The organism is Ancylobacter sp. VNQ12 (genome assembly GCF_049445835.1).
Lineage (GTDB): Bacteria > Pseudomonadota > Alphaproteobacteria > Rhizobiales > Xanthobacteraceae > Ancylobacter.
The window spans coordinates 43666-67991 of the sequence record NZ_JBMSDU010000006.1; the positions used below are offsets into that span (position 1 = coordinate 43666).

At 66.4% G+C, this 24326-nt stretch carries 22 protein-coding genes; 17 read left to right on the forward strand and 5 right to left on the reverse strand.

What is annotated here, in order from left to right; translation table 11 throughout:
- Nucleotides 1–253: 253 nt before the first annotated feature.
- Nucleotides 254–721: a hypothetical protein gene (locus ACO2RV_RS10575; RefSeq protein ID WP_423292633.1), complete on the reverse strand. Its 468-nt coding sequence runs from the start codon at nucleotides 719–721 to the stop codon at nucleotides 254–256.
- 217 nt (nucleotides 722–938) lie between these two features.
- On the opposite strand from ACO2RV_RS10575, the gene ACO2RV_RS10580 reads away from it, so the two are divergent.
- On the forward strand, nucleotides 939–2561 hold the full coding sequence (locus ACO2RV_RS10580) for a beta-1,6-glucan synthase (protein WP_423292635.1): 1623 nt from the start codon (nucleotides 939–941) through the stop codon (nucleotides 2559–2561).
- Here the strand turns inward: ACO2RV_RS10580 and ACO2RV_RS10585 are convergent.
- A complete protein-coding gene (locus tag ACO2RV_RS10585; protein WP_423292637.1) occupies nucleotides 2521–2901 on the reverse strand; it encodes a hypothetical protein in 381 nt (126 codons plus the stop codon). The two genes, ACO2RV_RS10580 and ACO2RV_RS10585, sit on opposite strands and share 41 nt — an antisense overlap.
- A gap of 145 nt (nucleotides 2902–3046) precedes the next feature.
- On the opposite strand from ACO2RV_RS10585, the gene glmU reads away from it, so the two are divergent.
- Both glmU and glmS read left to right on the forward strand, forming a co-directional pair.
- Complete coding sequence (glmU, locus tag ACO2RV_RS10590; protein ID WP_423292639.1) at nucleotides 3047–4396, forward strand: bifunctional UDP-N-acetylglucosamine diphosphorylase/glucosamine-1-phosphate N-acetyltransferase GlmU; 1350 nt, start codon at nucleotides 3047–3049, stop codon at nucleotides 4394–4396.
- Between the two features lie 120 nt (nucleotides 4397–4516).
- Nucleotides 4517–6343, forward strand: a complete 1827-nt coding sequence (glmS, locus tag ACO2RV_RS10595; protein ID WP_423292641.1) for a glutamine--fructose-6-phosphate transaminase (isomerizing) — start codon at nucleotides 4517–4519, stop codon at nucleotides 6341–6343.
- A gap of 11 nt (nucleotides 6344–6354) precedes the next feature.
- Here the strand turns inward: glmS and queF are convergent, their stop codons facing one another.
- Nucleotides 6355–6804 (reverse strand): preQ(1) synthase, encoded by a 450-nt coding sequence (queF, locus tag ACO2RV_RS10600; RefSeq protein ID WP_423292643.1) that lies wholly within the window; start codon nucleotides 6802–6804, stop codon nucleotides 6355–6357.
- Between the two features lie 134 nt (nucleotides 6805–6938).
- Between queF and eno the strand changes: the two genes are divergently transcribed.
- The 10 genes from eno to ACO2RV_RS10650 all read left to right on the forward strand — a co-directional run bounded on the left by eno (nucleotide 6939) and on the right by ACO2RV_RS10650 (nucleotide 16433).
- Complete coding sequence (eno, locus tag ACO2RV_RS10605; protein WP_423292645.1) at nucleotides 6939–8222, forward strand: phosphopyruvate hydratase; 1284 nt, start codon at nucleotides 6939–6941, stop codon at nucleotides 8220–8222.
- Between the two features lie 102 nt (nucleotides 8223–8324).
- Entirely contained in the window at nucleotides 8325–8657 is a 333-nt protein-coding gene (locus ACO2RV_RS10610; RefSeq protein WP_423292647.1) for an FtsB family cell division protein, read from the forward strand.
- Between the two features lie 245 nt (nucleotides 8658–8902).
- Nucleotides 8903–9988, forward strand: coding sequence for a pyruvate dehydrogenase (acetyl-transferring) E1 component subunit alpha (gene pdhA / locus ACO2RV_RS10615; protein ID WP_423292649.1), 1086 nt, complete (start codon nucleotides 8903–8905; stop codon nucleotides 9986–9988).
- A 17-nt stretch (nucleotides 9989–10005) separates the two neighbouring features.
- On the forward strand, nucleotides 10006–10299 hold the full coding sequence (locus ACO2RV_RS10620) for a hypothetical protein (protein ID WP_423292651.1): 294 nt from the start codon (nucleotides 10006–10008) through the stop codon (nucleotides 10297–10299).
- Between the two features lie 40 nt (nucleotides 10300–10339).
- Entirely contained in the window at nucleotides 10340–11755 is a 1416-nt protein-coding gene (locus tag ACO2RV_RS10625; protein ID WP_423292653.1) for a pyruvate dehydrogenase complex E1 component subunit beta, read from the forward strand.
- Between the two features lie 14 nt (nucleotides 11756–11769).
- Complete coding sequence (locus ACO2RV_RS10630) at nucleotides 11770–13119, forward strand: pyruvate dehydrogenase complex dihydrolipoamide acetyltransferase (RefSeq protein ID WP_423292655.1); 1350 nt, start codon at nucleotides 11770–11772, stop codon at nucleotides 13117–13119.
- 9 nt (nucleotides 13120–13128) lie between these two features.
- Nucleotides 13129–14544 carry a dihydrolipoyl dehydrogenase gene (gene lpdA, locus ACO2RV_RS10635; RefSeq protein ID WP_423292657.1) on the forward strand — a complete coding sequence of 472 codons (1416 nt, stop codon included), beginning with the start codon at nucleotides 13129–13131 and terminating at the stop codon, nucleotides 14542–14544.
- Between the two features lie 36 nt (nucleotides 14545–14580).
- Entirely contained in the window at nucleotides 14581–14859 is a 279-nt protein-coding gene (locus tag ACO2RV_RS10640; RefSeq protein WP_423292659.1) for a GlsB/YeaQ/YmgE family stress response membrane protein, read from the forward strand.
- A gap of 113 nt (nucleotides 14860–14972) precedes the next feature.
- A complete protein-coding gene (gene lipA / locus ACO2RV_RS10645) occupies nucleotides 14973–15959 on the forward strand; it encodes a lipoyl synthase (RefSeq protein WP_423292661.1) in 987 nt (328 codons plus the stop codon).
- Between the two features lie 3 nt (nucleotides 15960–15962).
- Nucleotides 15963–16433, forward strand: a complete 471-nt coding sequence (locus tag ACO2RV_RS10650; RefSeq protein ID WP_423292663.1) for a type II toxin-antitoxin system RatA family toxin — start codon at nucleotides 15963–15965, stop codon at nucleotides 16431–16433.
- Here the strand turns inward: ACO2RV_RS10650 and ACO2RV_RS10655 are convergent.
- The gene (locus ACO2RV_RS10655) at nucleotides 16412–16927 is read right to left on the reverse strand and encodes a CinA family protein (RefSeq protein ID WP_423292665.1); all 516 of its coding nucleotides are present in this window, start codon (nucleotides 16925–16927) and stop codon (nucleotides 16412–16414) included. The two genes, ACO2RV_RS10650 and ACO2RV_RS10655, sit on opposite strands and share 22 nt — an antisense overlap.
- Nucleotides 16928–16945: 18 nt before the next feature.
- Nucleotides 16946–18124: a bifunctional 2-C-methyl-D-erythritol 4-phosphate cytidylyltransferase/2-C-methyl-D-erythritol 2,4-cyclodiphosphate synthase gene (locus tag ACO2RV_RS10660; RefSeq protein ID WP_423292996.1), complete on the reverse strand. Its 1179-nt coding sequence runs from the start codon at nucleotides 18122–18124 to the stop codon at nucleotides 16946–16948.
- Between the two features lie 188 nt (nucleotides 18125–18312).
- On the opposite strand from ACO2RV_RS10660, the gene dusB reads away from it, so the two are divergent.
- From dusB to ACO2RV_RS10680, 4 genes are all read left to right on the forward strand, one after another.
- On the forward strand, nucleotides 18313–19344 hold the full coding sequence (gene dusB / locus ACO2RV_RS10665; RefSeq protein WP_423292667.1) for a tRNA dihydrouridine synthase DusB: 1032 nt from the start codon (nucleotides 18313–18315) through the stop codon (nucleotides 19342–19344).
- The gene (locus ACO2RV_RS10670; RefSeq protein WP_423292669.1) at nucleotides 19341–20471 is read left to right on the forward strand and encodes a two-component system sensor histidine kinase NtrB; all 1131 of its coding nucleotides are present in this window, start codon (nucleotides 19341–19343) and stop codon (nucleotides 20469–20471) included. The genes dusB and ACO2RV_RS10670 overlap by 4 nt, the downstream gene beginning before the upstream one ends.
- Before the next feature lie 8 nt (nucleotides 20472–20479).
- Nucleotides 20480–21925, forward strand: a complete 1446-nt coding sequence (ntrC, locus tag ACO2RV_RS10675; RefSeq protein WP_423292671.1) for a nitrogen regulation protein NR(I) — start codon at nucleotides 20480–20482, stop codon at nucleotides 21923–21925.
- A 131-nt stretch (nucleotides 21926–22056) separates the two neighbouring features.
- Complete coding sequence (locus ACO2RV_RS10680) at nucleotides 22057–24324, forward strand: ATP-binding protein (protein ID WP_423292673.1); 2268 nt, start codon at nucleotides 22057–22059, stop codon at nucleotides 24322–24324.
- The last annotated feature ends 2 nt before the right edge of the window (nucleotides 24325–24326 follow it).

A 24326-nucleotide genomic window follows, 5' to 3' on the forward strand; every position in this document is an offset into this window, starting at 1 on the left:
ATTACAAACCCACGAAATGGAGTGAGATACCGACGATATATAGTCCAAATTTAACGCAGTTGCAGCACATTCGTCACGGCAGCGCGGGATAAATGATTCGCCCCTTGCTGATGCCTCGCTTGCCCTTGCAACGCGTCGGTCCGGATAATTGTTCCGCTATGTGGCAAGGCCATGTCGCAGTGCGGTCAAGGCCGTGAAATCATTGCCCTGCAACGGTCATGTGGATGAATGCTCGTTCATCCCGGCCGCACGGTCATTGCGCTGCGGGAGCCGCGGCCGGGGCCTGCGCGGCATCGGGGTTCACCCAGCAGGCATGGACACGCTCGGAGAGGCGCTCGGGTGACTTGGAATCGATGTTGCCCTGACGCACGAGGCAGCGGAAAGCGATCTTCAAATGCTCTGTCGGGCAGCCGAACCGCTCATAGAGCTCCATGTGCCGGCGCGCGGTGTCGATGTCGTCGCGCCACAGCAGCATGGTGATGCGCCGCCCGCTCCACACGCATTCGGGCAGGCCCGCATTGCCGGGCAGCTTCGCCGCCTCGGCATATTCCTCGACCGAGCGCCGCTGGGCCTCTTCCTTGGCCTGCTCCTCCGGCGACTTCTGCTCCGGCTGCTTCTGTTCCGGCGCGCTGTTCTGGGCGTAGGCGCCGCCTATGGGAGCCGCCACAAGAACGAGGCCGCCGAGAACCAGGGCGGAGATGGTACGTACTGAGCACAACATGGTGGGAAACGTCACACGCAAAAGAGGAACACCCGTCGAAGGACACTAGGTGAAGCCGCTGATTTTGTCAGCATGACGACGGAAGTGCCATTGCCCGTTTTGACGGTTAACGGCGTCAAACGACGCGGCTTCCCCCTCCGCCTCGCCGAGGCTACAAAGCGGGCCTACGCGCTGACGCCGGACACGGTCCGGTCCGTACTTTCCGGAGAGCTTCCGCATGCGACTTCCTCTTGCGCTCGCCGCCGCCGTCGGTGTGGCGATCGTCGCCGTCTGGGCCTGGCTCGGCCATCCGGTGCCGGCGCCGTCCTCGCCGCTGGCGGAAGGCGAGAAGCTGCCCTGCGTCTCCTATGCGCCGTTCCGTCCGGGGCAGTCGCCCTTCATGGAAGGGCTGGTGATTCCCGCCGAGCAAATCGACGATGATTTCGCGCGGCTGGCGAAGATCACTCATTGCGTGCGCACCTATTCGACCGAGATGGGTCTGCATGTCGTGCCGGAGCTTGCGCGCAAGCACGGCCTGACGGTGCTGCAGGGCATCTGGATCGGCCGCAACCGCGAGAACAACCGCATCGAGATCGACGCGGCGGTGAAGGCCGCGCAGGACAATCCGGATGTCATCAAGGCGGTGATCGTTGGCAACGAGGTGCTGCTGCGCGGAGAGCAGTCGGCGGTCGATCTCGCCGCGCTCATCAAGGACGTACGGGCAAAGGTTCCGCCGCAGGTTCAGGTCACCTATGCCGATGTGTGGGAGTTCTGGGAGCGCAACCGCGATCTCGCCAGCTCGGTCGACTTCGTCACCGTGCACATCCTGCCGTTCTGGGAGGACCTGCCCGTGCCGGCAGAGGATTCCATCGCCCATCTCGGCGAGATTCGCGAGCATGTCGGACAGGTCTTCGCCGGCAAGGACATCCTTATCGGCGAGACCGGCTGGCCGAGCGAGGGACGCATGCGCGAAGGTGCGCTGCCGTCACCCTCCAATCAGGCGCGGGTGATCCAGGAATTGCTGGCGCTGGCCAAGGCGAAGAACTACCGGCTCAACGTGATCGAGGCGTTCGACCAGCCGTGGAAGCGCGCTTCCGAAGGCACGGTCGGCGGCCATTGGGGCTTCCTCGACGCTTATACGCGCGAGTTCAAGTTCGCCTGGGGGCAGCCGGTTTCCGACCATCCCCACTGGCTGCTGCAGGCATTCGGCGGCGTCGTCTTCGCCGGCGCGATCTTTGGCGCGGGCGCGCTCGGCCGGCGCCGTGCCGGGGCGGCGGCGCTTGAGCCGCGCCATTGGGCGGCCGTCGCCGGCATCGCCTTCTTCAGCGGCCTGCTCTACGGGCGGCTCGTCACCACCGTGTCGGTCGAGAGCCTAGGCGTCGGCGGCTGGATCCGCGGCATAGCGATGCTGGTGCTGGCATTCGCGGCGCCTTTGGCCTGCGCCGCCGCGATCGGCGCGCGGGCGCGGCTGGTGACGCTCGCCACCGCGCTTAATCCCGGCTGGCGAACCGGTTCGACCGGGCTTGAAAAGCTGGTTGCCTTCCTGCTGGCTGCGTCCGTCGTGCTGGCGGTGCAGATCGCCTTCGGCCTGGTCTTTGATCCGCGCTACAAGGATTTCCAGTTCGCCGGGCTGACGCCGATCATCGCGGCCTTCGCCTTCTACGCGCTGGTGGCGCCGGCGCAGCGCGCCGTCGAGGGACGACAGGCCGAGGCGCTCGCCGCCGCCGTCTTCCTCGGCAGCGGCCTCTACATCGCGATCAACGAAACCTTCGCCAACTGGCAGGGACTTTGGACGGGAGGCTTGCTCCTCGTCCTCTCGCTCACGCTCTGGCGCCTCGCCACGGCCGGGCGAACGAGATGAGCAGCAGGCCGGCGGCCAGCGCGGAGAGGTTGTTGTTGTACATCACCACGCCGACTGATGTCGCCATCAGCGAGACGATGAACATCGGCACCGTCGGCCGGATGAACTGGATCAGCGCGGTGACGATCGCCGCGATGCCGAAGACCGAGTAGCCGTAGAGCGTGATCACCAGTTCCCGCGTCTCGCAGGTCGTCGTCTCCATGCCGCGGCAGGCAAGGCCGATGGCGGATTGCTCGACCAGCGCGTAGCGCATGTAGATCGCCCAGCCGAGCGCAAAACCGCCGAGCACGAGGATGAGTTGGGTGGCGCGGGAGCCGGGCAGGAAGTTGCGATAGGCCAAGGCGCGATCCTCTCGTCGATCCTCGTTGAGGGTGCCTTTGCATCGCATGATGTGCCGGCGCTTTCAATTCCGACGCTCACGCCGCCGCTTCCGGGGCGCCCCGCGGTGCGCTAGATACCGGCGCTCACGGAGGAGACCGAACCGCATGCGCAGCCTGCTCGTCATCGTCCTCGCCGCGGGAGAGGGCACCCGGATGCTCTCCAGCCGGCCGAAGGTGCTCCATGCAGTGGCCGGCAAGCCGATGGTGAGCCATGTGCTCGATGCCGCGCTGGCGGCGGGGGCGGCGCGCGTTGCGGTGGTGATCGGCCCGGACCATGACGCGGTGGCGGCTGAGGTCCGGCGGGCGGCGCCTGAGGCTGCCGTCTTCGTGCAGGCCGAGCGTCGCGGCACCGCCCATGCCGTGCTGGCGGCGCGCGAGGTGCTGGCGGAGGGCTTCGACGATGTCGTCGTCATGTATGGCGATACTCCACTGGTGCGGCCGGAGACGGTGAACGCCCTGCGCGCGCCGCTGGCCGATGGGGCCGCCGTCGCCGTGCTCGGCTTCCGACCGGAAAACCCCTTCGGCTATGGCCGGCTGGTGACGCGGGACGGGGAACTGGTCGCCATCCGCGAGGAGAAGGACGCGAGCACCGAGGAAAGGGCTATCGGCCTGTGCAATGCCGGGCTCATGGCGTTTGACGGCCGCGCGGTGCTCCGCATTCTCGATTCGATCAGCGACGCCAATTCCAAGAAGGAATTCTACCTGACCGACGCGGTGGAGATCGCCCGCGCCGAAGGCCGCTCGGCGGGCGTCATCGAGGCGGCGAGCGAGGAGGTCGCGGGCGTCAACAGCCGCGTGCAACTGGCCGAGGCCGAGGCCATCTTTCAGGCGCGGCTGCGCCTGGGCGCGCTGGAGGGGGGCGCCACGCTGGTCGCACCGGAAACGGTGTTCTTCAGCGCCGACACGCGCCTCGGCCGCGACGTCATCGTCGAGCCGAATGTCGTGTTCGGCCCCGGAGTCACGGTCGAGGACGGCGCCACCATCCGTGCCTTCAGCCATGTCGAGGGTGCCCATGTCGGCAAGGGTGCCATTGTCGGACCGTTCGCGCGGCTGCGTCCCGGCGCCGAGCTGGGGCAGGGGGTGCATGTCGGCAATTTCGTTGAGATCAAGGCCTCCGACCTCGCGCCGGGGGTCAAGGTCAACCACCTCTCCTATGTCGGCGATTCCAGCGTCGGCGCGAACACCAATATCGGCGCGGGTACCATCACCTGCAATTATGACGGCTTCCGCAAGCACCGCACGACGATCGGCGCCAATGCCTTCATCGGCACCAATACGCTGCTGGTCGCTCCTGTCGCGGTCGGCGATGGCGCCTACATAGGGACGGGTTCGGTGATCACCGAGAACGTGCCGGACGAGGCGCTCGCCATCGCCCGTGCCCGGCAGGTCAACAAGCCGGGATGGGCGGCGCGGCTGCGCGAGCGGCTGAGCGCAGGCCTTGCGCCCAAGAAGTGACGAATTCCGGGCGATACGAACAGACACCCGAATTGATTTCGGTATCACGGTGAGACCCGGTTAAACCGGGCCGCATAGGCTGCCGCATTGTCTTGCGGCTTCACGGAGAATTGCCGGCTCATGTGTGGAATTATCGGCATCGTCGGAACCGCCCCGGTGGCCGACCGCCTCGTGGACGCGCTCAAGCGCCTTGAGTATCGCGGCTATGATTCGGCCGGTGTCGCGACGCTGGAGCACGGGCACCTCACCCGGCGCCGAGCCGAAGGCAAGCTGCGCAACCTCGAGGCCGCGCTGTCCGATGCGCCGCTCGTGGGCGACATCGGCATCGGCCACACGCGCTGGGCGACGCATGGCCGCCCCAGTGTCGCCAACGCCCATCCGCATGCCACGACGCGGGTCGCAGTGGTGCATAACGGCATCATCGAGAATTTCCGCGAGCTGCGCGACGAGTTGCTGGCCGACGGCGCCAATTTTGAGAGCGAGACCGACACCGAGGTCGTGGCGCATCTCGTGTCGCGCGAAATGCTTCGTGGCCACGCGCCGGCGGCGGCGGTTGCGGATGTACTTCCCCGACTGCATGGCGCCTTTGCGCTCGGCTTTCTGTTCGAGGGTGACGAGGATCTGCTGATCGGCGCCCGCAAGGGCAGCCCGCTGGCGGTGGGCTACGGCCGGGGCGAAATGTTCCTCGGCTCAGATGCCATTGCGCTTGCCCCCTTCACCGACACCATCGCCTATCTTGAAGACGGCGACTGGGCCGTGCTGAGCCGGGAAGGCGTTGTGATCCACAACGCGGCCAACGCCGTGGTTTCCCGCCCGGTGCAGAAGACCACCGCTTCCGCCTTCCTGGTCGAGAAGGGCAATTTCCGCCACTTCATGGCAAAGGAGATGCACGAGCAGCCCGAGGTGGTGGCGCACACCCTGGCCAACTACATCGACATGGCCAATGAGACGGTGCAGCTCCCGGTCGATCTGCCGTTCGATTTCGCCAAGCTCACCAGCGTATCCATCGCCGCCTGCGGCACCGCCTTTTACGCGGGGTTGGTAGCTAAGTACTGGTTCGAGCGCCTGGCACGCCTGCCGGTCGAGATCGACGTGGCTTCCGAGTTCCGCTACCGCGAGGCGCCACTGAACCCCGGCGGGTTGATGATCGTCATCTCGCAATCCGGCGAGACTGCCGACACGCTCGCCTCGCTGCGCTATGGCCGCGAGAACGGCCTCAACGTGGCGGCCGTGGTCAATGTGCCTACCTCGACCATCGCCCGCGAAGCCGACGTGATCCTCCCGACGCTGGCGGGCCCCGAGATCGGCGTTGCATCCACCAAGGCGTTCACCTGCCAGCTGGCAACGCTTGCCGCCCTCGCCGTGGCGGCGGGGCGTGCGCGCGGCGTGCTGTCAGCCAGCGAAGAAAAGCGCCTGGTGCGCGCGCTGGTCGAGGTGCCGCGGCTGATGAACGAGGCGCTGAAGCTGGGGCCGGCGATCGAGCACCTCGCGCGCAGCATCGCCAAGGCGCAGGACGTGCTCTATCTCGGACGCGGCACCGCTTACCCGCTGGCGCTCGAAGGCGCGCTGAAGCTGAAGGAAATCTCCTACATCCACGCCGAGGGTTATGCGGCCGGCGAACTGAAGCATGGCCCCATCGCGCTGATCGACGAGAAGATGCCGGTGGTGGTCATCGCGCCGCATGACGCGGTGTTCGAGAAGACCATGTCGAACATGCAGGAAGTCGCCGCGCGCGGTGGCCGCATCATCCTGCTGACCGACGAGCACGGCAAGGCGGCGACCTCGCTGGAGACCGAGGCGACCCTCGTGCTGCCGGATGCCGACCCGCTGGTGGCGCCGCTGGTCTATGCCATTCCTGTGCAGCTGCTCGCCTATCACACGGCGGTGCATATGGGCACGGATGTCGACCAGCCGCGCAACCTGGCGAAATCGGTCACGGTGGAGTAGGCGGCGGGGTTTCAGCCCCGCCCGCGATAGGTCGGCACGCCCTGGTCGGGCAGCCATATGTCCGCCGGCGGCGCGCCGCTCTGCCAGAACACGTCGATCGGGATGCCGCCGCGCGGATACCAGTAGCCGCCGATCCGCAGCCAGCGCGGCGCGAGCAGCTCATGGATGCGCCGGCCGACCGCCACCGTGCAGTCTTCGTGGAAGGCGCCGTGGTTGCGGAAGCTTGCGAGGTAGAGCTTGAGCGATTTCGATTCGATCAGCCAGTCCTTCGGTACGTAGTCGATGACGAGATGGGCGAAGTCGGGCTGTCCGGTTACCGGGCAGAGCGAGGTGAATTCCGGGCAGGTGAAGCGCGCGACATAGAGCGTGTCGCTCTGGGGATTGGGCACGCGGTCGAGCACCGCTTCCTCGGGTGAGGATGGCCATTGTGTGGCCTGGCCGAGGTGAAGGGGCTGGGTCATCCGATATATCTCCGTATCCTGCCGGCGCGTGCGCGCGGCGGCCGTCGTCATGGCACCTCTTTCGCATGTCACGAGGGTCGAGTAGAAGCGCCCTTGGCCCTCCCGGTGGGGCGCACGAGGAACTGGGGAAACGCATGACCGCCATTGTCGATATCGTTGGGCGTGAAATTCTGGACAGCCGCGGCAACCCGACCGTCGAGGTCGATGTGGTGCTGGAAGATGGCTCCAAGGGCCGCGCGGCGGTTCCCTCGGGTGCTTCCACCGGCGCCCATGAAGCGGTCGAGCTGCGCGACGGCGACAAGGGGCGCTATCTCGGCAAGGGCGTGCAGAAGGCGGTCGACGCCGTGAATGGCGAGATATTCGACGCCATCGGCGGCATGGACGCCGAAGACCAGCCGGCCATCGACCAGATCCTGATCGAGCTCGACGGCACGCCGAACAAGGCGCGCCTCGGCGCCAATGCCATTCTCGGTGTTTCGCTGGCGCTGGCCAAGGCCGCGGCCGCGGCGCGCGACCTGCCGCTCTATCGCTATGTCGGCGGCGTCAATGCCCGCGTGCTCCCTGTTCCGATGATGAACATCATCAATGGCGGCGCCCATGCAGACAACCCGATCGACTTCCAGGAGTTCATGATCCTGCCGGCGGGTGCCCCCACCTTCGCGGAAGGTCTGCGCACCGGCGCGGAGATCTTCCACACGCTGAAGAAGGCGTTGAAGGATGCCGGGCACAACACCAATGTCGGCGACGAAGGCGGCTTCGCCCCGAACCTGCCCTCGGCGGATGCGGCGCTCGCCTTCGTGGTGAAGGCCATCGAGACCGCCGGCTACCGGCCGGGCGAGGACGTGTTCATCGGCCTCGACTGCGCCTCGACCGAATTCTTCAAGAACGGCAAGTACGATTACGAGGGCGAAGGTGCGGTGCGCGATATCGAGGCGCAGGTGAAGTACCTCGCCGACCTCGTCGCCCGCTATCCGATCGTCACCGTCGAGGACGGCATGGCGGAAGACGACTGGGAAGGCTGGAAGCTGCTGACCGACACCATCGGCTCCAAGTGCCAGCTGGTCGGCGACGACCTGTTCGTGACCAATGTCACGCGCCTGGAAGCCGGCATCAAGCAGGGCGTCGCCAACTCGATCCTGGTGAAGGTCAACCAGATCGGCTCGCTGACCGAGACGCTGAACGCGGTCGAGATGGCGCACAAGGCGGGCTACACCGCCGTCATGTCGCATCGCTCGGGAGAGACCGAGGATTCGACCATTGCCGATCTCGCGGTGGCCACCAACTGCGGGCAGATCAAGACCGGCTCGCTCGCCCGCTCGGACCGTACCGCCAAGTATAACCAGCTGCTGCGCATTGAGCAGGAGCTTGGCCCGCAGGCGATCTATGCCGGCCGCTCGGCGCTGAAGGCGCTCGGCTGACAGCCATCCGGGATAAATCGGGCAGGGCAGGGAGCGTAAAAATTCCTGCCTTGCCGACACGGTTAACGGAGCCTCAACCGGAGACGGTTAGGCTCCTTTTTCATGATCATACGCACGCGCTGGCGCTCCATCCTCCAGACCGTCACCCTGCATCTCGGGGCCGCGGCTCTCATCGGCTACTTCGCCTTCCAGGGCTATAACGGCCAGTACGGCCTGCTTGCCCGGCGATCCTTCGAACAGCAGCACGCCGAGCTGATCGAGGAGCGCGACCGGCTGCGCACCCAGCGGCAGGCGATCGAATCCAAGGTCCGGCTATTGTCGCCCGAGCGCATCGACGCCGATATGCTCGACGAGGAGGCGCGCCTGCTGCTTAATCTCGTCCATCCCAAGGATCTCGTGCTGTTGCGCGGGAGCGGGACGACAAAACTTCAATAAGGGCCGATACGCGTTTTTGCCTCGGTATATTGAATGCCATCGGCTGTTTTGCGAGGAAAGTGCGGCATTGCAAATGCTTAACTGATATCAAGTTAAATTCCGATTTTAATCGAAAATAAGTTAAAATCAGGAAACCTATGCACGTACAATATGTTGTGCGTTGCAGCATTGCATTCCAAGCGTAGCGCCGTAGGGAAAGGTGCGATATGAAGCTCGCTAAATCAGTCGCGAGCTGAGGATGCGCCATGGTAACTGCCGCGAAGAAATCGGCTGTAAGCAAGACCGTCGAAAAAGCTGCCGCCCCGAAAGCCACTCCCAAAACTTCGGTTCGGCGCACGGATAAGCCTTCTGCCAAGGCTTCTTCGACGTCCGAATTCTCCAAGGCGGAAGAGCTTGAAGCCTATCGCCGGATGCTTGAGATCCGGCGCTTCGAAGAGAAGGCCGGTCAGCTCTACGGCATGGGCCTGATCGGCGGCTTCTGCCATCTCTATATCGGCCAGGAGGCCGTCGTCGTCGGCATGCAGGCCGCCCTGAAGCCGGGCGATCAGGTCATCACCGGCTACCGCGACCACGGCCACATGCTGGCCACCGGCATGGACCCTCGGGGTGTCATGGCCGAGCTCACCGGCCGTCGCGGCGGCTATTCCAAGGGCAAGGGCGGCTCGATGCACATGTTCAGCATCGAGAAGGGCTTCTTCGGCGGCCACGGCATCGTCGGCGCGCAGGTCTCCCTCGGTACCGGCCTCGCTTTCTCGAACCACTACCGCGACAACGGCAATGTCGCCCTGACCTATTTCGGCGACGGCGCCGCCAATCAGGGGCAGGTCTATGAGAGCTTCAACATGGCGGAGCTCTGGAAGCTGCCGGTCGTCTACGTCATCGAGAACAACAAATACGCGATGGGCACCGCGGTGAACCGCGCCTCCGCCCAGACCGACTTCTCCCGCCGCGGCGTCTCCTTCAACATCCCCGGCGAGCAGGTGGATGGCATGGATGTGCGCGCGGTAAAGGCGGCCGGCGAGCGCGCGGTCGAGTTCGCCCGCTCCGGCAAGGGCCCCTACATCCTCGAAATGCTCACCTACCGCTATCGCGGCCACTCCATGTCGGACCCGGCCAAGTACCGGTCCAAGGAGGAGGTGCAGAAGATGCGCACCGAGCACGATCCGATCGAGCAGGTGCGTGCGCGACTGCTTGAGAAGAAGTGGGCGAGCGAGGACGATCTCAAGGCGATCGACGCGGAAATCCGCGACGTGATGAACGCGGCGGCGGATTTCGCCAGCCACGATCCGGAGCCCGATCCGTCCGAGCTCTACACCGACGTGCTGCGCTGAGCGGGCAGGGCGCGGTCATGCTGGCGGAACTGTTCTGGGTCACCCTCGTCGCCGGCTGTTCTGCGGCCGCCGTGGTGTGGGTTCTTGCGGTTCGCATTGCCGGCACGATCGCCGCCTCGCGCGGCGGTGGGTTCATTGTCTGGAGCCTTGCCGTGCTCTGGCCGTTCGGCGCTCGCCAGACGGCCGGTGTTTCGACGGAGACGTCAGCCAGCCTCAACAAGATGCTGGTCGGCTTCTTCATCGCCATTCTCGTGGCCATCGCCTCGATGGCTGTCTACAGCAACCTGACGTTCGTGCCGCCGACGCGGTGACGCGCGATCTCGCCGCTCGTTCTTTTTGGGGAACGCCGCCATGCCGACCGAAGTTCTGATGCCTGCCCTCTCCCCGACCATGGAGAAGGGCAATCTCGCCAAGTGGCTCAAGAAAGAGGGCGACACGGTCAAGTCCGGCGACGTGATCGCCGAGATCGAGACCGACAAGGCCACGATGGAAGTCGAGGCGATCGACGAGGGCACGCTCGGCAAGATTCTGGTGCCGGAAGGCACGCAGGATGTCGCCGTGAACACGCCCATCGCGGTAATTCTCGCCGATGGCGAGGATGCGAACGCTGTCAGCGCGCCTTCGCCGAAGGTCGCGGAATCGGCGCCGCCGGTGGCCGCGGCCCCGGTCGAGCCTTCGCCCGTCGCCAGCGCCGCGCCGTCCGCTCCCGCCATTGTCACCTCGGCGGTTGCCGCCCCCCCGCAGCCCGAAGCGCTGCCGGAGCCGGATGTTCCCGAAGGCACCGAATTCGTCAACCAGACCATGCGCGAGGCGCTGCGCGACGCCATGGCCGAGGAGATGCGCCGCGACGGCGACGTCTTCGTCATGGGCGAGGAGGTTGCCGAGTATCAGGGCGCCTACAAGATCACCCAGGGTCTGCTGCAGGAATTCGGCGCCAAGCGCGTGATCGACACCCCGATCACCGAGCATGGCTTTGCCGGCGTCGGCGTCGGCGCCGCCATGGCGGGGCTGAAGCCCATCGTCGAGTTCATGACCTTCAACTTCGCCATGCAGGCGATCGACCAGATCATCAACTCCGCCGCCAAGACCCACTACATGTCCGGCGGCCAGATCGGTTGCTCCATCGTGTTCCGCGGCCCGAACGGCGCCGCCGCGCGCGTCGCCGCCCAGCACAGCCAGGACTACAGCGCCTGGTACAGCCACATCCCCGGCCTCAAGGTGGTGGCGCCCTATACCGCCGCTGATGCCAAGGGCCTGCTGAAGTCGGCGATCCGCGACCCCAACCCGATCATCTTCCTCGAGAACGAGATCCTGTACGGTCACGCCTCGCCGGTGCCGAAGCTGGACGACTACACCGTCCCGATCGGCAAGGCGAAGATCGCCCGGCCGGGCAAGGACGTCACACTGGTCGCCTGGTCGATCGGCATGAACTACGCGCTCAAGGCGGCCGAGGAACTCGCCAAGCTCGGCATCGAGGCGGAGGTCATCGACCTGCGCACCATCCGTCCGCTCGACATCGAGACCATCCTCGCCTCGGTCCGCAAGACCGGGCGCGCGGTGACGGTGGAAGAGGGCTGGCCGCAGTCCGGCGTCGGCGCCGAGATCGTCGCCCAGCTGGTCGAGAAGGCGTTCGACTATCTCGATGCGCCGGTGCTGCGGGTGACGGGCAGGGACGTGCCGATGCCCTACGCCGCCAATCTCGAAAAGCTTGCGCTGCCGTCGGTGCAGGACGTCATCGACGCCGCCCGGGCGGTTACCTATCGCTGAGGCCGGAGGACGCCATGCCGATCGACATCCTGATGCCGGCCCTGTCTCCGACCATGGAGAAGGGCAATCTCGCCAAATGGCTGAAGAAGGAAGGTGACAAGGTCGCCCCCGGTGACGTCATCGCCGAAATCGAAACCGACAAGGCCACGATGGAGGTCGAGGCGATCGACGAAGGCGTGCTCGCCAGGATCGTCGTGCCGGAAGGCTCCGCCGACGTTCCGGTGAACCAGCTCATCGCCGTGCTCGCCACCGAGGGCGAGGACGCCAAGGCGATCGCCGCCGGCGGTGCCGCCGCGCCTGCGAAGGCGGAAGCGCCCAAGGCCGAGGTTGCGAAGGTCGCCGAGCCTGCGCCGGCAATTGCTCCCGCTGCTGCTGCTCCCGTCGCCACGGCTGTGGCTTCTGCGCCCGCCGCTGCCGGCGCCCGCGTTTTCGCCTCGCCGCTCGCGCGTCGCCTGGCCAAGGAGAAGGGTGTCGATCTCGCCGCGGTGAAGGGTTCCGGCCCGCATGGCCGCGTCGTCGCCGCCGATATCGCCACCGCAACGCCCGGCGCCGCCAAGCCGGCCGCTGCGACAGCCGCGCCCGTGGCGGCGCCGGCCGCCGCCGCGCCGGTGTCGAACAGTGCGCTGCTCGAACAGGTGAAGGCCTATTACGAGCCCGGCACCTATGAGGAAGTGCCGCTCGACGGCATGCGCCGCGTCATCGCCCAGCGCATGACCGAGGCGCGGCAGACGGTGCCGACCTTCTACCTCACCGTCGACTGCGATATGGATGCGCTGCTGAAGCTCCGCGAGGAGCTGAACAAGGCTGCGCCCGAGAAGGACGGCAAGCCGGCCTACAAGCTCTCTGTCAACGACTTCGTCATCAAGGCCTATGCGCTGGCCTTCCAGCAGGTGCCGGATGCGAACCAGGTGTGGGGCGGGGATCGCTACCTCAAGCTCAAGCACTCCGACATCGGCGTCGCCGTGGCGATCGACGGTGGCAAGGGCCTGCTGACCCCGATCATCCGCAAGGCCGAGACCAAGACGCTCTCGGCGATCTCTAACGAGACCCGCGACTTCGCGGCGCGTGCGCGCAACAAGAAGCTGATGCCGCACGAATATCAGGGCGGCTCGTCGGCGATTTCGAACCTTGGTATGTTTGGAATCAAGGACTTCACGGCGATTATAAATCCGCCGCATGCGACGATCCTGGCGGTCGGCACCAGCGAGCAGCGGGCGGTGGTGCGCAAGGGCGAGCTCGCCATTGCCACGCAGATGACGGTGACGATCTCCTGCGATCACCGGGTAATGGACGGGGCGATGGGCGCGCAGCTCATCGGCGCCTTCAAGCAGATCATCGAAAAGCCGATGTCGATGCTGGTCTGAGGAACGATCATGGCGAACAACTACGACGTCCTCTTCATCGGCTCCGGCCCCGGCGGCTATGTCGGCGCCATCCGCGCCGCGCAGCTCGGCCTCAAGGTCGGCGTGGTCGAGCGTTCCTATGTCGGCGGCATCTGCCCGAACTGGGGCTGCATCCCGGCCAAGGCGCTACTGCGCTCGGCCGAGATCTTCCACTATATCGAGCACGCCAAGGATTACGGCCTCGTCGCCGAGAAGTTCGGTGTCGACATTGCCGGCGTAGTGAAGCGCTCGCGCGGCATCGCGGCGCAGATGAGCAACGGCGTCGGCTTCCTGCTCAAGAAGAACAAGGTCGACGTGATCTGGGGCCAGGCCACTATCACTGCCCCCGGAAAGGTATCCGTCGCCGCGGCCGAGGGCGCGCCCAAGGGTGCGCTGCCGGCCGGCGAGTACACCGCCAAGAACATCGTCGTCGCCACCGGCGCCCGCCCGCGCGCGCTGCCCGGCATCGAGCCGGACAAGAAGCTCATCTGGACCTATTTCGAGGCGCTGGCTCCGGCCAGCGTGCCGAAGTCGCTGCTGATCATGGGCTCGGGCGCCATCGGCGTCGAATTTGCAAGCTTCTACAAGGCGATGGGTTCGGACGTGACCATCGTCGAGCTGCTGCCGCAGATCCTCCCCGTCGAAGACGAGGAGATCGCCGAGCACGCGAAGAAGCGTTTCGAGAAGCAGGGCATCAAGATCCTCACCGGTGCCAAGGTCTCCAAGGTGGTGAAGGGCGCGGACAGCGTCACCGCCACCGTCGAGACGGCCGACGGCAAGGTGCAGACGCTGACCGCCGACCGGCTGATCTCGGCCGTGGGCGTGGTCGGCAACATCGAGAATCTCGGCCTCGAGAAGCTCGGTGTGAAGACCGACCGTGGCTGCGTGGTCATTGACGGGCTGTGCCGTACCAATGTGCCGGGCATCTGGGCCATCGGCGACGTCGCGGGTCCCCCGATGCTGGCGCACAAGGCCGAGCATGAGGGCGTGATCGCCGCCGAGGCCATCGCCGGCAAGCACGCCCATCCCATGGACAAGCTGATGATCCCCGGCTGCACTTATTGCATGCCGCAGGTCGCGTCCGTCGGCCTCACCGAGAAGAAGGCCAAAGAGGCTGGTTACGAGATCAAGGTCGGCCGCTTCCCCTTCATCGGCAATGGCAAGGCGGTCGCGCTCGGCGAATCCGAGGGGCTGGTGAAGACCATCTTCGACGCGAAGACCGGCCAGCTGCTGGGCGCGCATCTCGTCGGCGCGGAGGTCACCGAGCTGATCCAGGGCTTCGTGCTGGCGATGAATCTCGAGACCACGGAAGAAGAGCTGATCAACGCCGTCTTCCCGCATCCCACGGTTTCTGAGACGATGCACGAGAGCGTGCTTGCCGCCTATGGGCGCGCAATCCACATCTGAGGCGGGCGCGGGGTCCGCGGGGGCAGGAGCCTTGAGATGGACGGACAGGTCTATTCCGCCTTGAACGAGCCGGGTGTGGGTTGGTTCACCATGATCATCATCGGCCTCTTGGCCGGATGGATCGCCGAGCGGGTGACGGAGAGCGACCACGGGCTCTTCGCCAACCTCATCTTCGGCCTGATCGGTGCCTTCGTCGGCAAATATCTCGCGGAGATGGCGGCGATTCCGGTGTTCGGCTTCTTCCGCACGCTGATCGCCGCCGCCGTCGGTGCGATCATCGTGTTGTTCCTCTGGCGCAAGGTTCGCGGACGCTAGGAGCGTAGGCGCCATGCGTCCCGCAAGGGGCGGGTGTGTGAGGGCTCCACTTCCGCCACGGCGCGCGAGCGCTTAACTGTGGGGCCGCCGCCCCAGTGAGCGATGGAAAGCGAATGGTCGTCGTTCTGAACACCCTAAACCGCGCGCTTGAAAAGCCCCGTCACCCGGAAAAGGTGAAGCGGGCGGAGACACCGGTACTGAAGAAGCCGGACTGGATCCGCGTGCGCGCGCCCGGTACGCCCGGCTGGCAGGAGACGGCCAATATCGTCCGCGCCAACGGCCTCGTCACCGTGTGCGAGGAGGCGAGCTGCCCGAATATCGGCGAGTGCTGGCAGAAGAAGCACGCCACCTTCATGATCATGGGCGACACCTGCACGCGGGCCTGTGCCTTCTGCAATGTGCGCACCGGCATGCCGGGCGCGCTCGATCAGGATGAGCCGCAGAAGGTGGCGGACGCTGTCGCCCGGCTCGGGCTGGAACACGTCGTCGTCACCTCGGTCGACCGCGATGATCTCGCGGATGGCGGCGCCGAGCATTTCGCCCGCACCATCCGGGCCATTCGCGCCACTTCGCCCGGCACGACCATCGAGATCCTGACGCCTGATTTCCTGCGCAAGGACGGGGCCCTGGAGGTCGTCGTCGAAGCGCGTCCGGACGTGTTCAACCATAATCTCGAATGCGTGCCCTCGCTCTATCTCAAGGTTCGGCCCGGCGCGCGCTACTTCCATTCGCTGCGGCTTCTGCAGCGGGTGAAGGAGCTGGACCCTTCGATCTTCACCAAGTCCGGCATCATGGTCGGCCTCGGCGAGGTGCGGAATGAGGTGTTGCAACTGATGGACGATCTGCGCTCGGCGGACATCGACTTCATGACCATCGGCCAGTACCTGCAGCCGACCCGCAAGCACCACCCGGTGATGTCCTTCGTCACGCCGGAGGACTTCAAGTCCTACGAGGCCATCGCCTATGCCAAGGGCTTCCTGATGGTGTCGTCGAGCCCGCTGACGCGCTCCTCGCATCATGCCGGCGAGGACTTCGCCCGGCTGCGCGCGGCGCGCGGTGCCAAGCTCGGTGCGGCTGCCGTGTCGCCCGTTTCCGCCTGAGCCATGCCGTCCTTCCGCAACAAGCGGCACGTCCGCCACTCGGCGGCCGACATGTTCGACCTGGTGGCGGATGTCGAGAGCTACCCGGAATTCGTGCCGCTGTGCGAAAGCCTGAAGGTGCGCCGGCGGGTGGCGAGCGGGGAGGGCGTGGACATCCTCGTCGCCGACATGAGCGTTGCCTACAAGATGTTCCGCGAGAGCTTCACCAGCCGGGTGACGCTCGACCGCCCGCGTCTTGCCATCACGGTGGAATATCTCGACGGGCCGTTCAGCCGGCTGGAGAACCGCTGGACCTTCAAGCCCGAGGGCGAGCGGGCTTCGGAGGTCGAATTCTACATTTCTTATGATTTCCGCTCGCGCACGCTGGGTCTGCTGATGGGCGCGATGTTCGACGCCGCCTTCCGGCGCTTCGCGGAAGCTTTTGAGGTTCGCGCCGACCAGGTCTATGGCCGTCAGGACGCGATCGGCTCCTGAGCCGCGAGTTCTGCCAGCATGGCCAGCGCCGTGAGCACCGAGAGCCGGCGCACGCCCGCACGGTCCTGTCCCGCGAAGATCTCGCGCCGCACGATGACCTTGCCGCCCGCCGTGCCGGCAGCGAAATGCACAAGGCCGACCGGTTTTGCCGCCGAGCCGCCGCCCGGACCGGCAATGCCGGTGATGGAGACGCCCAGCGAGGTGCGTGCCACCCGCAGCAGGCCCGTCAGCATCTCGCGCGCCGTCTCCTCGCTCACCGCACCATGAGCGTCGAGCGTCGCGCCGGAGACGCCCAGCATCTCCTGCTTCGCCGCGTTCGAATAGGTCACGAAGCCGCGGTCCACCACCTCCGACGAGCCGGCAATGTCGGTGAGCGCGCCGGCGACCAGCCCACCGGTGCAGGATTCGGCGGTCGAGGCCGTCAGCCCCCTCGCGCGGCACAGGTCGAGCACGCGGATGGCCTGTAGATCGATGGCGTCGGTCTGTTCGCTCATTCCGGCCTCCGCTCGGTTTCAGTCGATCCAGGGCAGGCGCACGGTGGCTGCCGCCAGCGCCGCGATCCCCTCGCGCCGTCCGGTGAAGCCGAGGCGCTCGCTGGTCGTCGCCTTCACGCTCACCCGCGCCGGCGAGATGCCGGCAATGGCGGCGATCTTCTCGCGCATCGCCTCGCGATGCGGCCCGATCTTCGGCGCCTCGCATATGACGGTGGTGTCGAGATGGGCGATGCGCCCGCCCGCCTCGCGCACCAGCTTCGCGGCATGAGCAAGGAACTGGTCGGAGGAGGCGCCCTTCCACTGTGGATCGGAGGGCGGGAAGTGATGGCCGATATCGGCGCTGCCAATGGTGCCGAGCAGCGCGTCGGTCAGCGCATGCAGCACAACGTCAGCATCGGAATGGCCGGTGAGGCCGAACTCATGCGGCACGCGCACGCCGCCCAGCATCACATGGTCACCGGGTGCGAAGGCATGCACGTCGAAGCCGGTGGAGGTGCGGACATCCGTGAGGTCGGCGGCGGCATTGCGTTCGGCGGTCACGAAATCCTCGGGCGTGGTGAGCTTCACATTGGCGGGGTCGCCGGCAAAACCTGCGACGGGGTGTCCGGCCGCTTCCGCCACCGCCGCGTCGTCGGTCAAATCGTTCCGGCCGATCTGCGCGCGATGGGCGGCAAGGATCAGCGCGAAGTGGAAGGATTGCGGCGTCTGCACGCTGCGCAGGCCCTCGCGGTTCGGGCCGCCAGAGAGGAAGCCGGGCTCCGGCACCGCCTTGATGGTGTCGACCAGGGCGAGCGCCGGGACGGCGGCACCATGGCTCTGTGCGGCGGCGATGGCGTCGCTGATGAGCCGCGCCGAGACGAAGGGGCGGGCAGCGTCGTGGATCAGCACGAGGTCGGGCGGATCGGACGCCAGCGCTTCCAGTCCGGCACGGACGGAAGCTTGTCGTGTGGCTCCCCCGGCGACGGGTGCGAGAACGCCGGGCAGGCCGATCACCGATTCGGCGCAGAGATCGGCATGATCGGGATTGATGACGGGAAGCACGCGCCGAATGCCGGCATGCGTGGCGAAGCGCTCCAGCGTGCGCCTCAGCACAGTCTGTCCGCCCACCAGGCGATACTGCTTGGGCATGCCCTCGCCCGCTCTTTGGCCGCTGCCTGCCGCGACCACGATCACGTCCGTTCGCATTGCCCCACGTATCCGTCTTGTCGGCTGATCGCCGGTTGATCAGCGTCCGCTTGCTCCGAGCGCCGGTTTAGCGCAAAAGCGCAGCCGGATTGCAAAAGTTTTGACATAGGTCATTCGAGAGGGTTGATGACAGGCGCGCCGTGGCTATTATGTAGGCACAGCCGCGCCGGCTCAATTCGTGTGCATCGAGTGATCAAGGCTTGATCCGTTCTGCTTCTGCAAACGCCAGTCTCCGAATCGGGAACGTCTCGACGCCCAACAGCGTCGTGCTTGCGCCGATGGCAGGGGTCACCGACGCTCCCCTCCGGCGCATGGCGCTGCGCTATGGGGCGGGTCTCGTCGTGTCCGAGATGGTTGCTTCCGACGCGCTGGCCTTCGGCCATGAAGAGACGGTGCTGCGGGCGGAAGGCGAGGGCGTCGCCATCCACGCGGTGCAACTCGCCGGCAACCAGCCCGCCTCCATGGCGCGCGCAGCGCAGATCGCCGAGAGCGCCGGTGCCGCCATCATCGACATCAACATGGGCTGTCCGGCCAAGCGGGTGACGACGGGTCTGGCTGGCTCGGCGCTGCTGCGCGACCTCGATCTTGCGACCTCGATCATCGAGGCGGTCGTCGGGGCGGTGAAAGTGCCCGTGACGCTGAAGACCCGCCTCGGCTGGGACGATGCCGCGCTCGTTGCCCCGGAGCTTGCGCGGCGGGCGGAGGCGATCGGCGTACAGCTGATCACCATTCACGGCCGCACGCGCTGCCAGTTCTATACCGGCCGCGCCGACTGGACGGCGATCCGCAAGGTGAAGGCCGCCGTGTCCATTCCGGTTCTCGCCAATGGCGACCTTGTCGACGCCGAGGATGCGCCCGCCATGCTGGCCGCCTCGGGGGCCGACGGGCTGATGATCGGGCGTGGCGCGCAGGGGCGCCCCTGGTTTCCGGCACAGGTGGCGGAGCGGCTGAGCGCTGGCCGTACCCCGGCCGATCCGGCGCTTGCCGAGCAGCGTGACGTGCTGCTTGAACTCTATGATGGCTGGCTCGCCCATTACGGGCGCGAGCTCGGCGTGCGCTGCGCGCGCAAGCATATTGGCTGGGCGCTCGCGGCAGCGGCCGCATCGGTCAATCGTCCGCCGGAAGTGGCGCGCAGCTGGCGTCAGCGCCTGCTCACCGTCGACGAACCCGCACGCGTCGCGGTGGGCATTCGCGACGCCTTTGACGACCTTGCATGGAGTGCCGCGGCATGAAGTCGTCCCCCACCGGACGTACGACCCCGAACCTCGGCGCAGCGAGCGCCGAAGCCGTGGTGAACGCATTGCCTCATCCGGTGATCACCGTGGCGGCGGACGACCGGCTGGTCGACGCTAACGTCGCGGCTGAAGCCTTCTTCGAGGCGAGCCTCGCGGTGCTGTCGCGCCATCGGCTGCAGGAATTCGTGCCGTTCGGCAGCCCGCTGCTCGCGCTGGTCGAGCAGGTGCGCACGCGCGGCGCGGCGGTGAACGAGTATCGTGTGGATCTCGGTACGCCGCGCAATGGCGGCGAGCGCATCGTCGACATCCACGTGGCGCCGCTCGCCGAGGTGCCGGGCCATGTGGTGATCATGCTCCAGGAGCGCACCATCGCCGACAAGATGGATCGCCAGCTCACCCATCGCGGCGCGGCGCGCTCGGTCACCGCGCTCGCCTCGATGCTGGCGCACGAGATCAAGAACCCGCTCTCCGGCATTCGCGGCGCGGCGCAGCTTCTCGAACTCTCGGCGAGCGACGACGACCGCTCGCTGACCCGGCTCATCACCGACGAGGCCGACCGCATCGTCAAGCTGGTGGACCGCATGGAGGTGTTTTCCGACGAGCGCCCGGTGGAGCGCGAGCCGGTCAACATCCACGCGGTGCTGGAGCATGTGCGCACGCTGGCGAGTTCCGGCTTCGCGCGCCACATCCGCTTCGTCGAGGAGTACGACCCCTCGCTGCCGCCGGTGCTGGCCAACCGCGACCAGCTGGTGCAGGTGTTCCTCAATCTAGTGAAGAATGCCGCCGAGGCGATCGGCGATGCGCCGGACGGCGAAATCCAGCTCACCACGGCATTCCGGCCCGGCGTGCGGCTGATGGTGCCGGGCGCCCCGGCGCGCGTCAGCCTGCCACTGGAATTCTGCGTGAAGGACAACGGTCCCGGCGTGCCGGAGGACCTGATGCCTCATTTGTTCGATCCCTTCGTCACCACCAAGCCGACCGGCACCGGCCTCGGCCTCGCGCTGGTGGCGAAGATCGTCGGCGACCATGGCGGCATCATCGAATGCGACAGCCAGCCGCGCCGCACCACCTTCCGTGTCCTCATGCCCATGTATCGCGCCAGTCGCGGTAACGAGAAGAGTTGAGAACGCCCATGCCGACGGGAAGCATCCTCGTTGCCGATGACGACGCCGCCATCCGCACCGTTCTCAATCAGGCGCTGTCGCGCGCGGGCTATGAAGTGCGCTCCTGCGGCAATGCTGCCACGCTGTGGCGCTGGGTCAGCCAGGGTGACGGCGATCTGGTCATCACTGACGTGGTGATGCCGGACGAGAACGCCTTCGACCTGCTGCCGCGCATCAAGAAGGTGCGGCCGGACCTGCCGGTCATCGTGATGAGCGCGCAGAACACCTTCATGACGGCGATCCGCGCCTCGGAGAAGGGCGCCTATGAGTACCTGCCCAAGCCCTTCGATCTGAAGGAGCTGATCGCCATCGTCGGCCGGGCGCTGTCCGAGCCGAAGAAGCCCGAGCCGGCCCTGCGCGCGGGCGGTGACGACATGGACAACATCCCGCTCGTCGGCCGATCGCCGGCGATGCAGGATATCTACCGCGTCCTCGCCCGGCTGATGCAGACCGACCTCACCGTGATGATCGCGGGCGAGAGCGGCACCGGCAAGGAACTGGTGGCGCGCGCGCTGCACGACTATGGCAAGCGCCGCAACGGGCCGTTCGTCGCCATCAACATGGCGGCGATTCCGCGTGACCTCATCGAATCCGAGCTGTTCGGCCACGAGAAGGGCGCCTTCACCGGCGCCAATGCCCGCTCCGCCGGCCGTTTCGAGCAGGCCGAGGGGGGCACGCTGTTCCTCGACGAGATCGGCGACATGCCGATGGAGGCGCAGACCCGCCTGCTGCGCGTGCTGCAGCAGGGCGAATACACCACCGTCGGCGGCCGCACCGCGATCAAGACCGATGTGCGCATCGTCGCGGCGACCAACAAGGACCTGCGCATCCTCATCCAGCAGGGACTGTTCCGCGAGGATTTGTTCTTCCGCCTCAACGTCGTACCGCTGCGGCTTCCGCCTCTGCGCGAGCGTACCGAGGATGTGCCGGACCTTGCGCGCCACTTCTTCCTTCAGGCCGAGCGCGAGGGGCTGCCGCGCAAGCAGATCGACGCCGCGGCCCTGGATCGCCTGAAGCGCTACCGCTGGCCGGGCAATGTACGCGAGCTGGAGAATCTGGTCCGCCGCCTCGCTGCGCTCTACCCGCAGGAGATCATCACCGCCTCGATCATCGAGGCCGAGCTGTCGACGCCGATCTCGACTTCCTCGCCGGAAGAGGGTGGTCAGGACGAGACGCTGTCCTCCTCGGTCGAGCGCCACCTCAATACCTATTTCGGCGGGTTCGGCGAGAATCTTCCGCCACCGGGGCTCTATCACCGCATCCTGAAGGACGTGGAATATCCGCTGCTCTCTGCCGCGCTGGCGGCGACGCGGGGCAATCAGATCAAGGCGGCCGAGCTGCTGGGGCTCAACCGCAACACCCTGCGCAAGAAGATCCGCGATCTCGACATCCAGATAATCCGCACGAGCCGGTGACGAGACATCGCCTCGCGGCCACCTTTCGCGAATAAATGCGAAAGGTGGCGGTTCATGTCACATTTTTGCACCAGTGTCGTCGCACTGCATCACTTGGGCCGGACGACTCACGTTCGGCGACAGGGTGATGAATGAGCGACGCCGCCAATCGTGCGACTGATCGGATCGACCCGCCGGATTTCGGCGGCATGGGATTCCGGTTTTCGCTCTGGGGCCTGCCACCGCTCATGGTGCTGCTGTCCCTCATCACGGCGCTGGCCAGCTTCATCATTCTGATGGGCATCACGCCTCTGGTGCCCTCGCAGGACGTGGTCATCATCGTGCTGTGCCTCAACGGCGCGATGTCGCTGGCGCTTGTCGCCATCATCGGCCGCGAGGTCTGGCGCATCGTCAAGGCGCGGCGGCGGGGCAGGGCAGCGGCCCGGCTGCATGTGCGTATCGTCGGGCTTTTCGGCATCGTCGCCGTCGTGCCGGCGATGCTGGTGGCCTTGCTGGCGAGCATTACGCTCGATCGTGGCCTCGACCGCTGGTTCTCGGTGCGGACCCGCGCCATCGTCGACAATGCGGTGTCGGTCGCCCAGACCTATGTGCGCGAGCACGCCTATTCGATCCGCGGCGACGTCATGGGCATGGCGCGCGACCTCCAGCGCATCCGCCCGCTCTGGGACACCGACCGCAGCCGCTTCCGGCAGGCGATGACCGCGCAGGCCGCGGTTCGTGGCCTCCCGGCGGCCATGGTCATCCAGCGCGATTTGTCGGTCGTGGATCGCGCCACGCTTCGGGTGGGGCGTGAGTTCGTGGTCCCTTCGAACCTTGCCCTGAAGGACGCCACGGAAGAGCAGCCGCTGATCTACCTGCCCAACGACGCCGATTTCGTCGCGGCGGTCATTCCGCTCAAGGATTTCGACGGGCTGTATCTCTATGTCGCCCGTCCGGTCGATCCACGGGTGATCGACTATCTCAAGGAGACGCAGGCCGCCGTTGCCGACTATCGGCTCCTGGAGCAGCAGCGCTTCGGCGTGCAGGTGGCGTTCGCGCTGCTCTACGCGGTGATTTCGCTCACCGTGCTGCTGTGCGCGGTGTGGCTCGGCATTCACTTCGCCAACCGGCTGGTGGCGCCGATCCGCCGTCTGATCGGCGCGGCCGATCTGGTTGCGGCCGGCAATCTCTATGTCGAGGTGCCGGTGCATCGCTCGGAGGGCGATCTGTCGAGCCTTGCCGAGACCTTCAACAAGATGACGCAGGAACTGCGCACGCAGCGCAACGACCTCGTCCAGGCGCGCGACCAGATCGATACGCGCCGCCGCTTCACCGAGGCTGTGCTCTCGGGCGTGGGTGCGGGCGTCATTGGCCTCGATTCCACCGGGCGAATCTCGATCATCAACCGGCCAGCGGAGAAGCTGCTGGGCGTCGCGGAAGCCGACGTGCTCGGCCAGGAACTCGGCGCGGTGATTCCCGAGATCGCCCCGCTGCTGACCGAGGCGATGCAGGCGGGCCAGCGCAGCGTGCAGTCCAATACAACGCTCACGCGCAACGGTCGCGACCGCGTCATCGCCGTGCGGGTGACGACGGAACAGTCGCGCGAGGCCGACCATGGCTGGGTCGTCACGCTCGACGACATCACCGAGTTGGTGGTGGCGCAGCGCACCTCGGCCTGGGCCGACGTGGCGCGGCGCATCGCGCATGAGATCAAGAACCCGCTGACGCCGATCCAGCTCTCGGCCGAGCGCCTGCGCCGCCGCTACGGCAAGGTCATCGGGGAGGATCGGGAAGTGTTCGACCAGTGCACGGAGACGATCATCCGTCAGGTCGGCGACATCGGCCGCATGGTGGATGAGTTCTCGTCTTTCGCGCGCATGCCCAAGCCCGTGGCGGAATCGCAGGACATCGCGGAGATCGCACGGCAGGTCGTGTTCCTCATGCGGGTCGGCAATCCGGAAATCGACATCGCCTTCGATGTGCCCGACGCCCCGGTCGTCGCGCGGGTCGACCGCCGCCTTATCTCGCAGGCGCTCACCAACATCATCAAGAACGCGACCGAAGCCCTTGGCGCCGTTCCACCCGAGGAACGTGTCGAGCCGGCGCGCATCAAGGTCGACGTGAAGGCGGACGACCGCATGGTGACGATCAATGTGATCGACAACGGCAAGGGCCTTCCGACCGAGAACCGGGCCCGGCTGCTCGAACCCTATGTGACGACGCGCGAGAAGGGCACCGGGCTCGGCCTTGCGATCGTCGGCAAGATCATGGAGGAGCACGGTGGCGGCATCGAACTGCTCGACGCGCCTGACGGGTGCGGCGCGTGGATCCGCCTCACCTTCGCCCGCGATGGCGGCTCCGCCTCAATCAACAACAATGGCACGGCCGAACAGCCTGCGCCTGGCGCGCTGGCTGGCTGAAG

Bases quoted from the DNA above. Each gene is read 5' to 3' on its own strand.
- ACO2RV_RS10575 (WP_423292633.1), bottom strand. From the start codon at position 721: ATGTTGTGCTCAGTACGTACCATCTCCGCCCTGGTTCTCGGCGGCCTC.
- ACO2RV_RS10580 (WP_423292635.1), top strand. From the start codon at position 939: ATGCGACTTCCTCTTGCGCTCGCCGCCGCCGTCGGTGTGGCGATCGTC.
- glmU (WP_423292639.1), top strand. From the start codon at position 3,047: ATGCGCAGCCTGCTCGTCATCGTCCTCGCCGCGGGAGAGGGCACCCGG.
- glmS (WP_423292641.1), top strand. From the start codon at position 4,517: ATGTGTGGAATTATCGGCATCGTCGGAACCGCCCCGGTGGCCGACCGC.
- queF (WP_423292643.1), bottom strand. From the start codon at position 6,804: ATGACCCAGCCCCTTCACCTCGGCCAGGCCACACAATGGCCATCCTCA.
- eno (WP_423292645.1), top strand. From the start codon at position 6,939: ATGACCGCCATTGTCGATATCGTTGGGCGTGAAATTCTGGACAGCCGC.
- ACO2RV_RS10610 (WP_423292647.1), top strand. From the start codon at position 8,325: ATGATCATACGCACGCGCTGGCGCTCCATCCTCCAGACCGTCACCCTG.
- pdhA (WP_423292649.1), top strand. From the start codon at position 8,903: ATGGTAACTGCCGCGAAGAAATCGGCTGTAAGCAAGACCGTCGAAAAA.
- ACO2RV_RS10620 (WP_423292651.1), top strand. From the start codon at position 10,006: ATGCTGGCGGAACTGTTCTGGGTCACCCTCGTCGCCGGCTGTTCTGCG.
- ACO2RV_RS10625 (WP_423292653.1), top strand. From the start codon at position 10,340: ATGCCGACCGAAGTTCTGATGCCTGCCCTCTCCCCGACCATGGAGAAG.
- ACO2RV_RS10630 (WP_423292655.1), top strand. From the start codon at position 11,770: ATGCCGATCGACATCCTGATGCCGGCCCTGTCTCCGACCATGGAGAAG.
- lpdA (WP_423292657.1), top strand. From the start codon at position 13,129: ATGGCGAACAACTACGACGTCCTCTTCATCGGCTCCGGCCCCGGCGGC.
- ACO2RV_RS10640 (WP_423292659.1), top strand. From the start codon at position 14,581: ATGGACGGACAGGTCTATTCCGCCTTGAACGAGCCGGGTGTGGGTTGG.
- lipA (WP_423292661.1), top strand. From the start codon at position 14,973: ATGGTCGTCGTTCTGAACACCCTAAACCGCGCGCTTGAAAAGCCCCGT.
- ACO2RV_RS10650 (WP_423292663.1), top strand. From the start codon at position 15,963: ATGCCGTCCTTCCGCAACAAGCGGCACGTCCGCCACTCGGCGGCCGAC.
- ACO2RV_RS10655 (WP_423292665.1), bottom strand. From the start codon at position 16,927: ATGAGCGAACAGACCGACGCCATCGATCTACAGGCCATCCGCGTGCTC.
- ACO2RV_RS10670 (WP_423292669.1), top strand. From the start codon at position 19,341: ATGAAGTCGTCCCCCACCGGACGTACGACCCCGAACCTCGGCGCAGCG.
- ntrC (WP_423292671.1), top strand. From the start codon at position 20,480: ATGCCGACGGGAAGCATCCTCGTTGCCGATGACGACGCCGCCATCCGC.
- ACO2RV_RS10680 (WP_423292673.1), top strand. From the start codon at position 22,057: ATGAGCGACGCCGCCAATCGTGCGACTGATCGGATCGACCCGCCGGAT.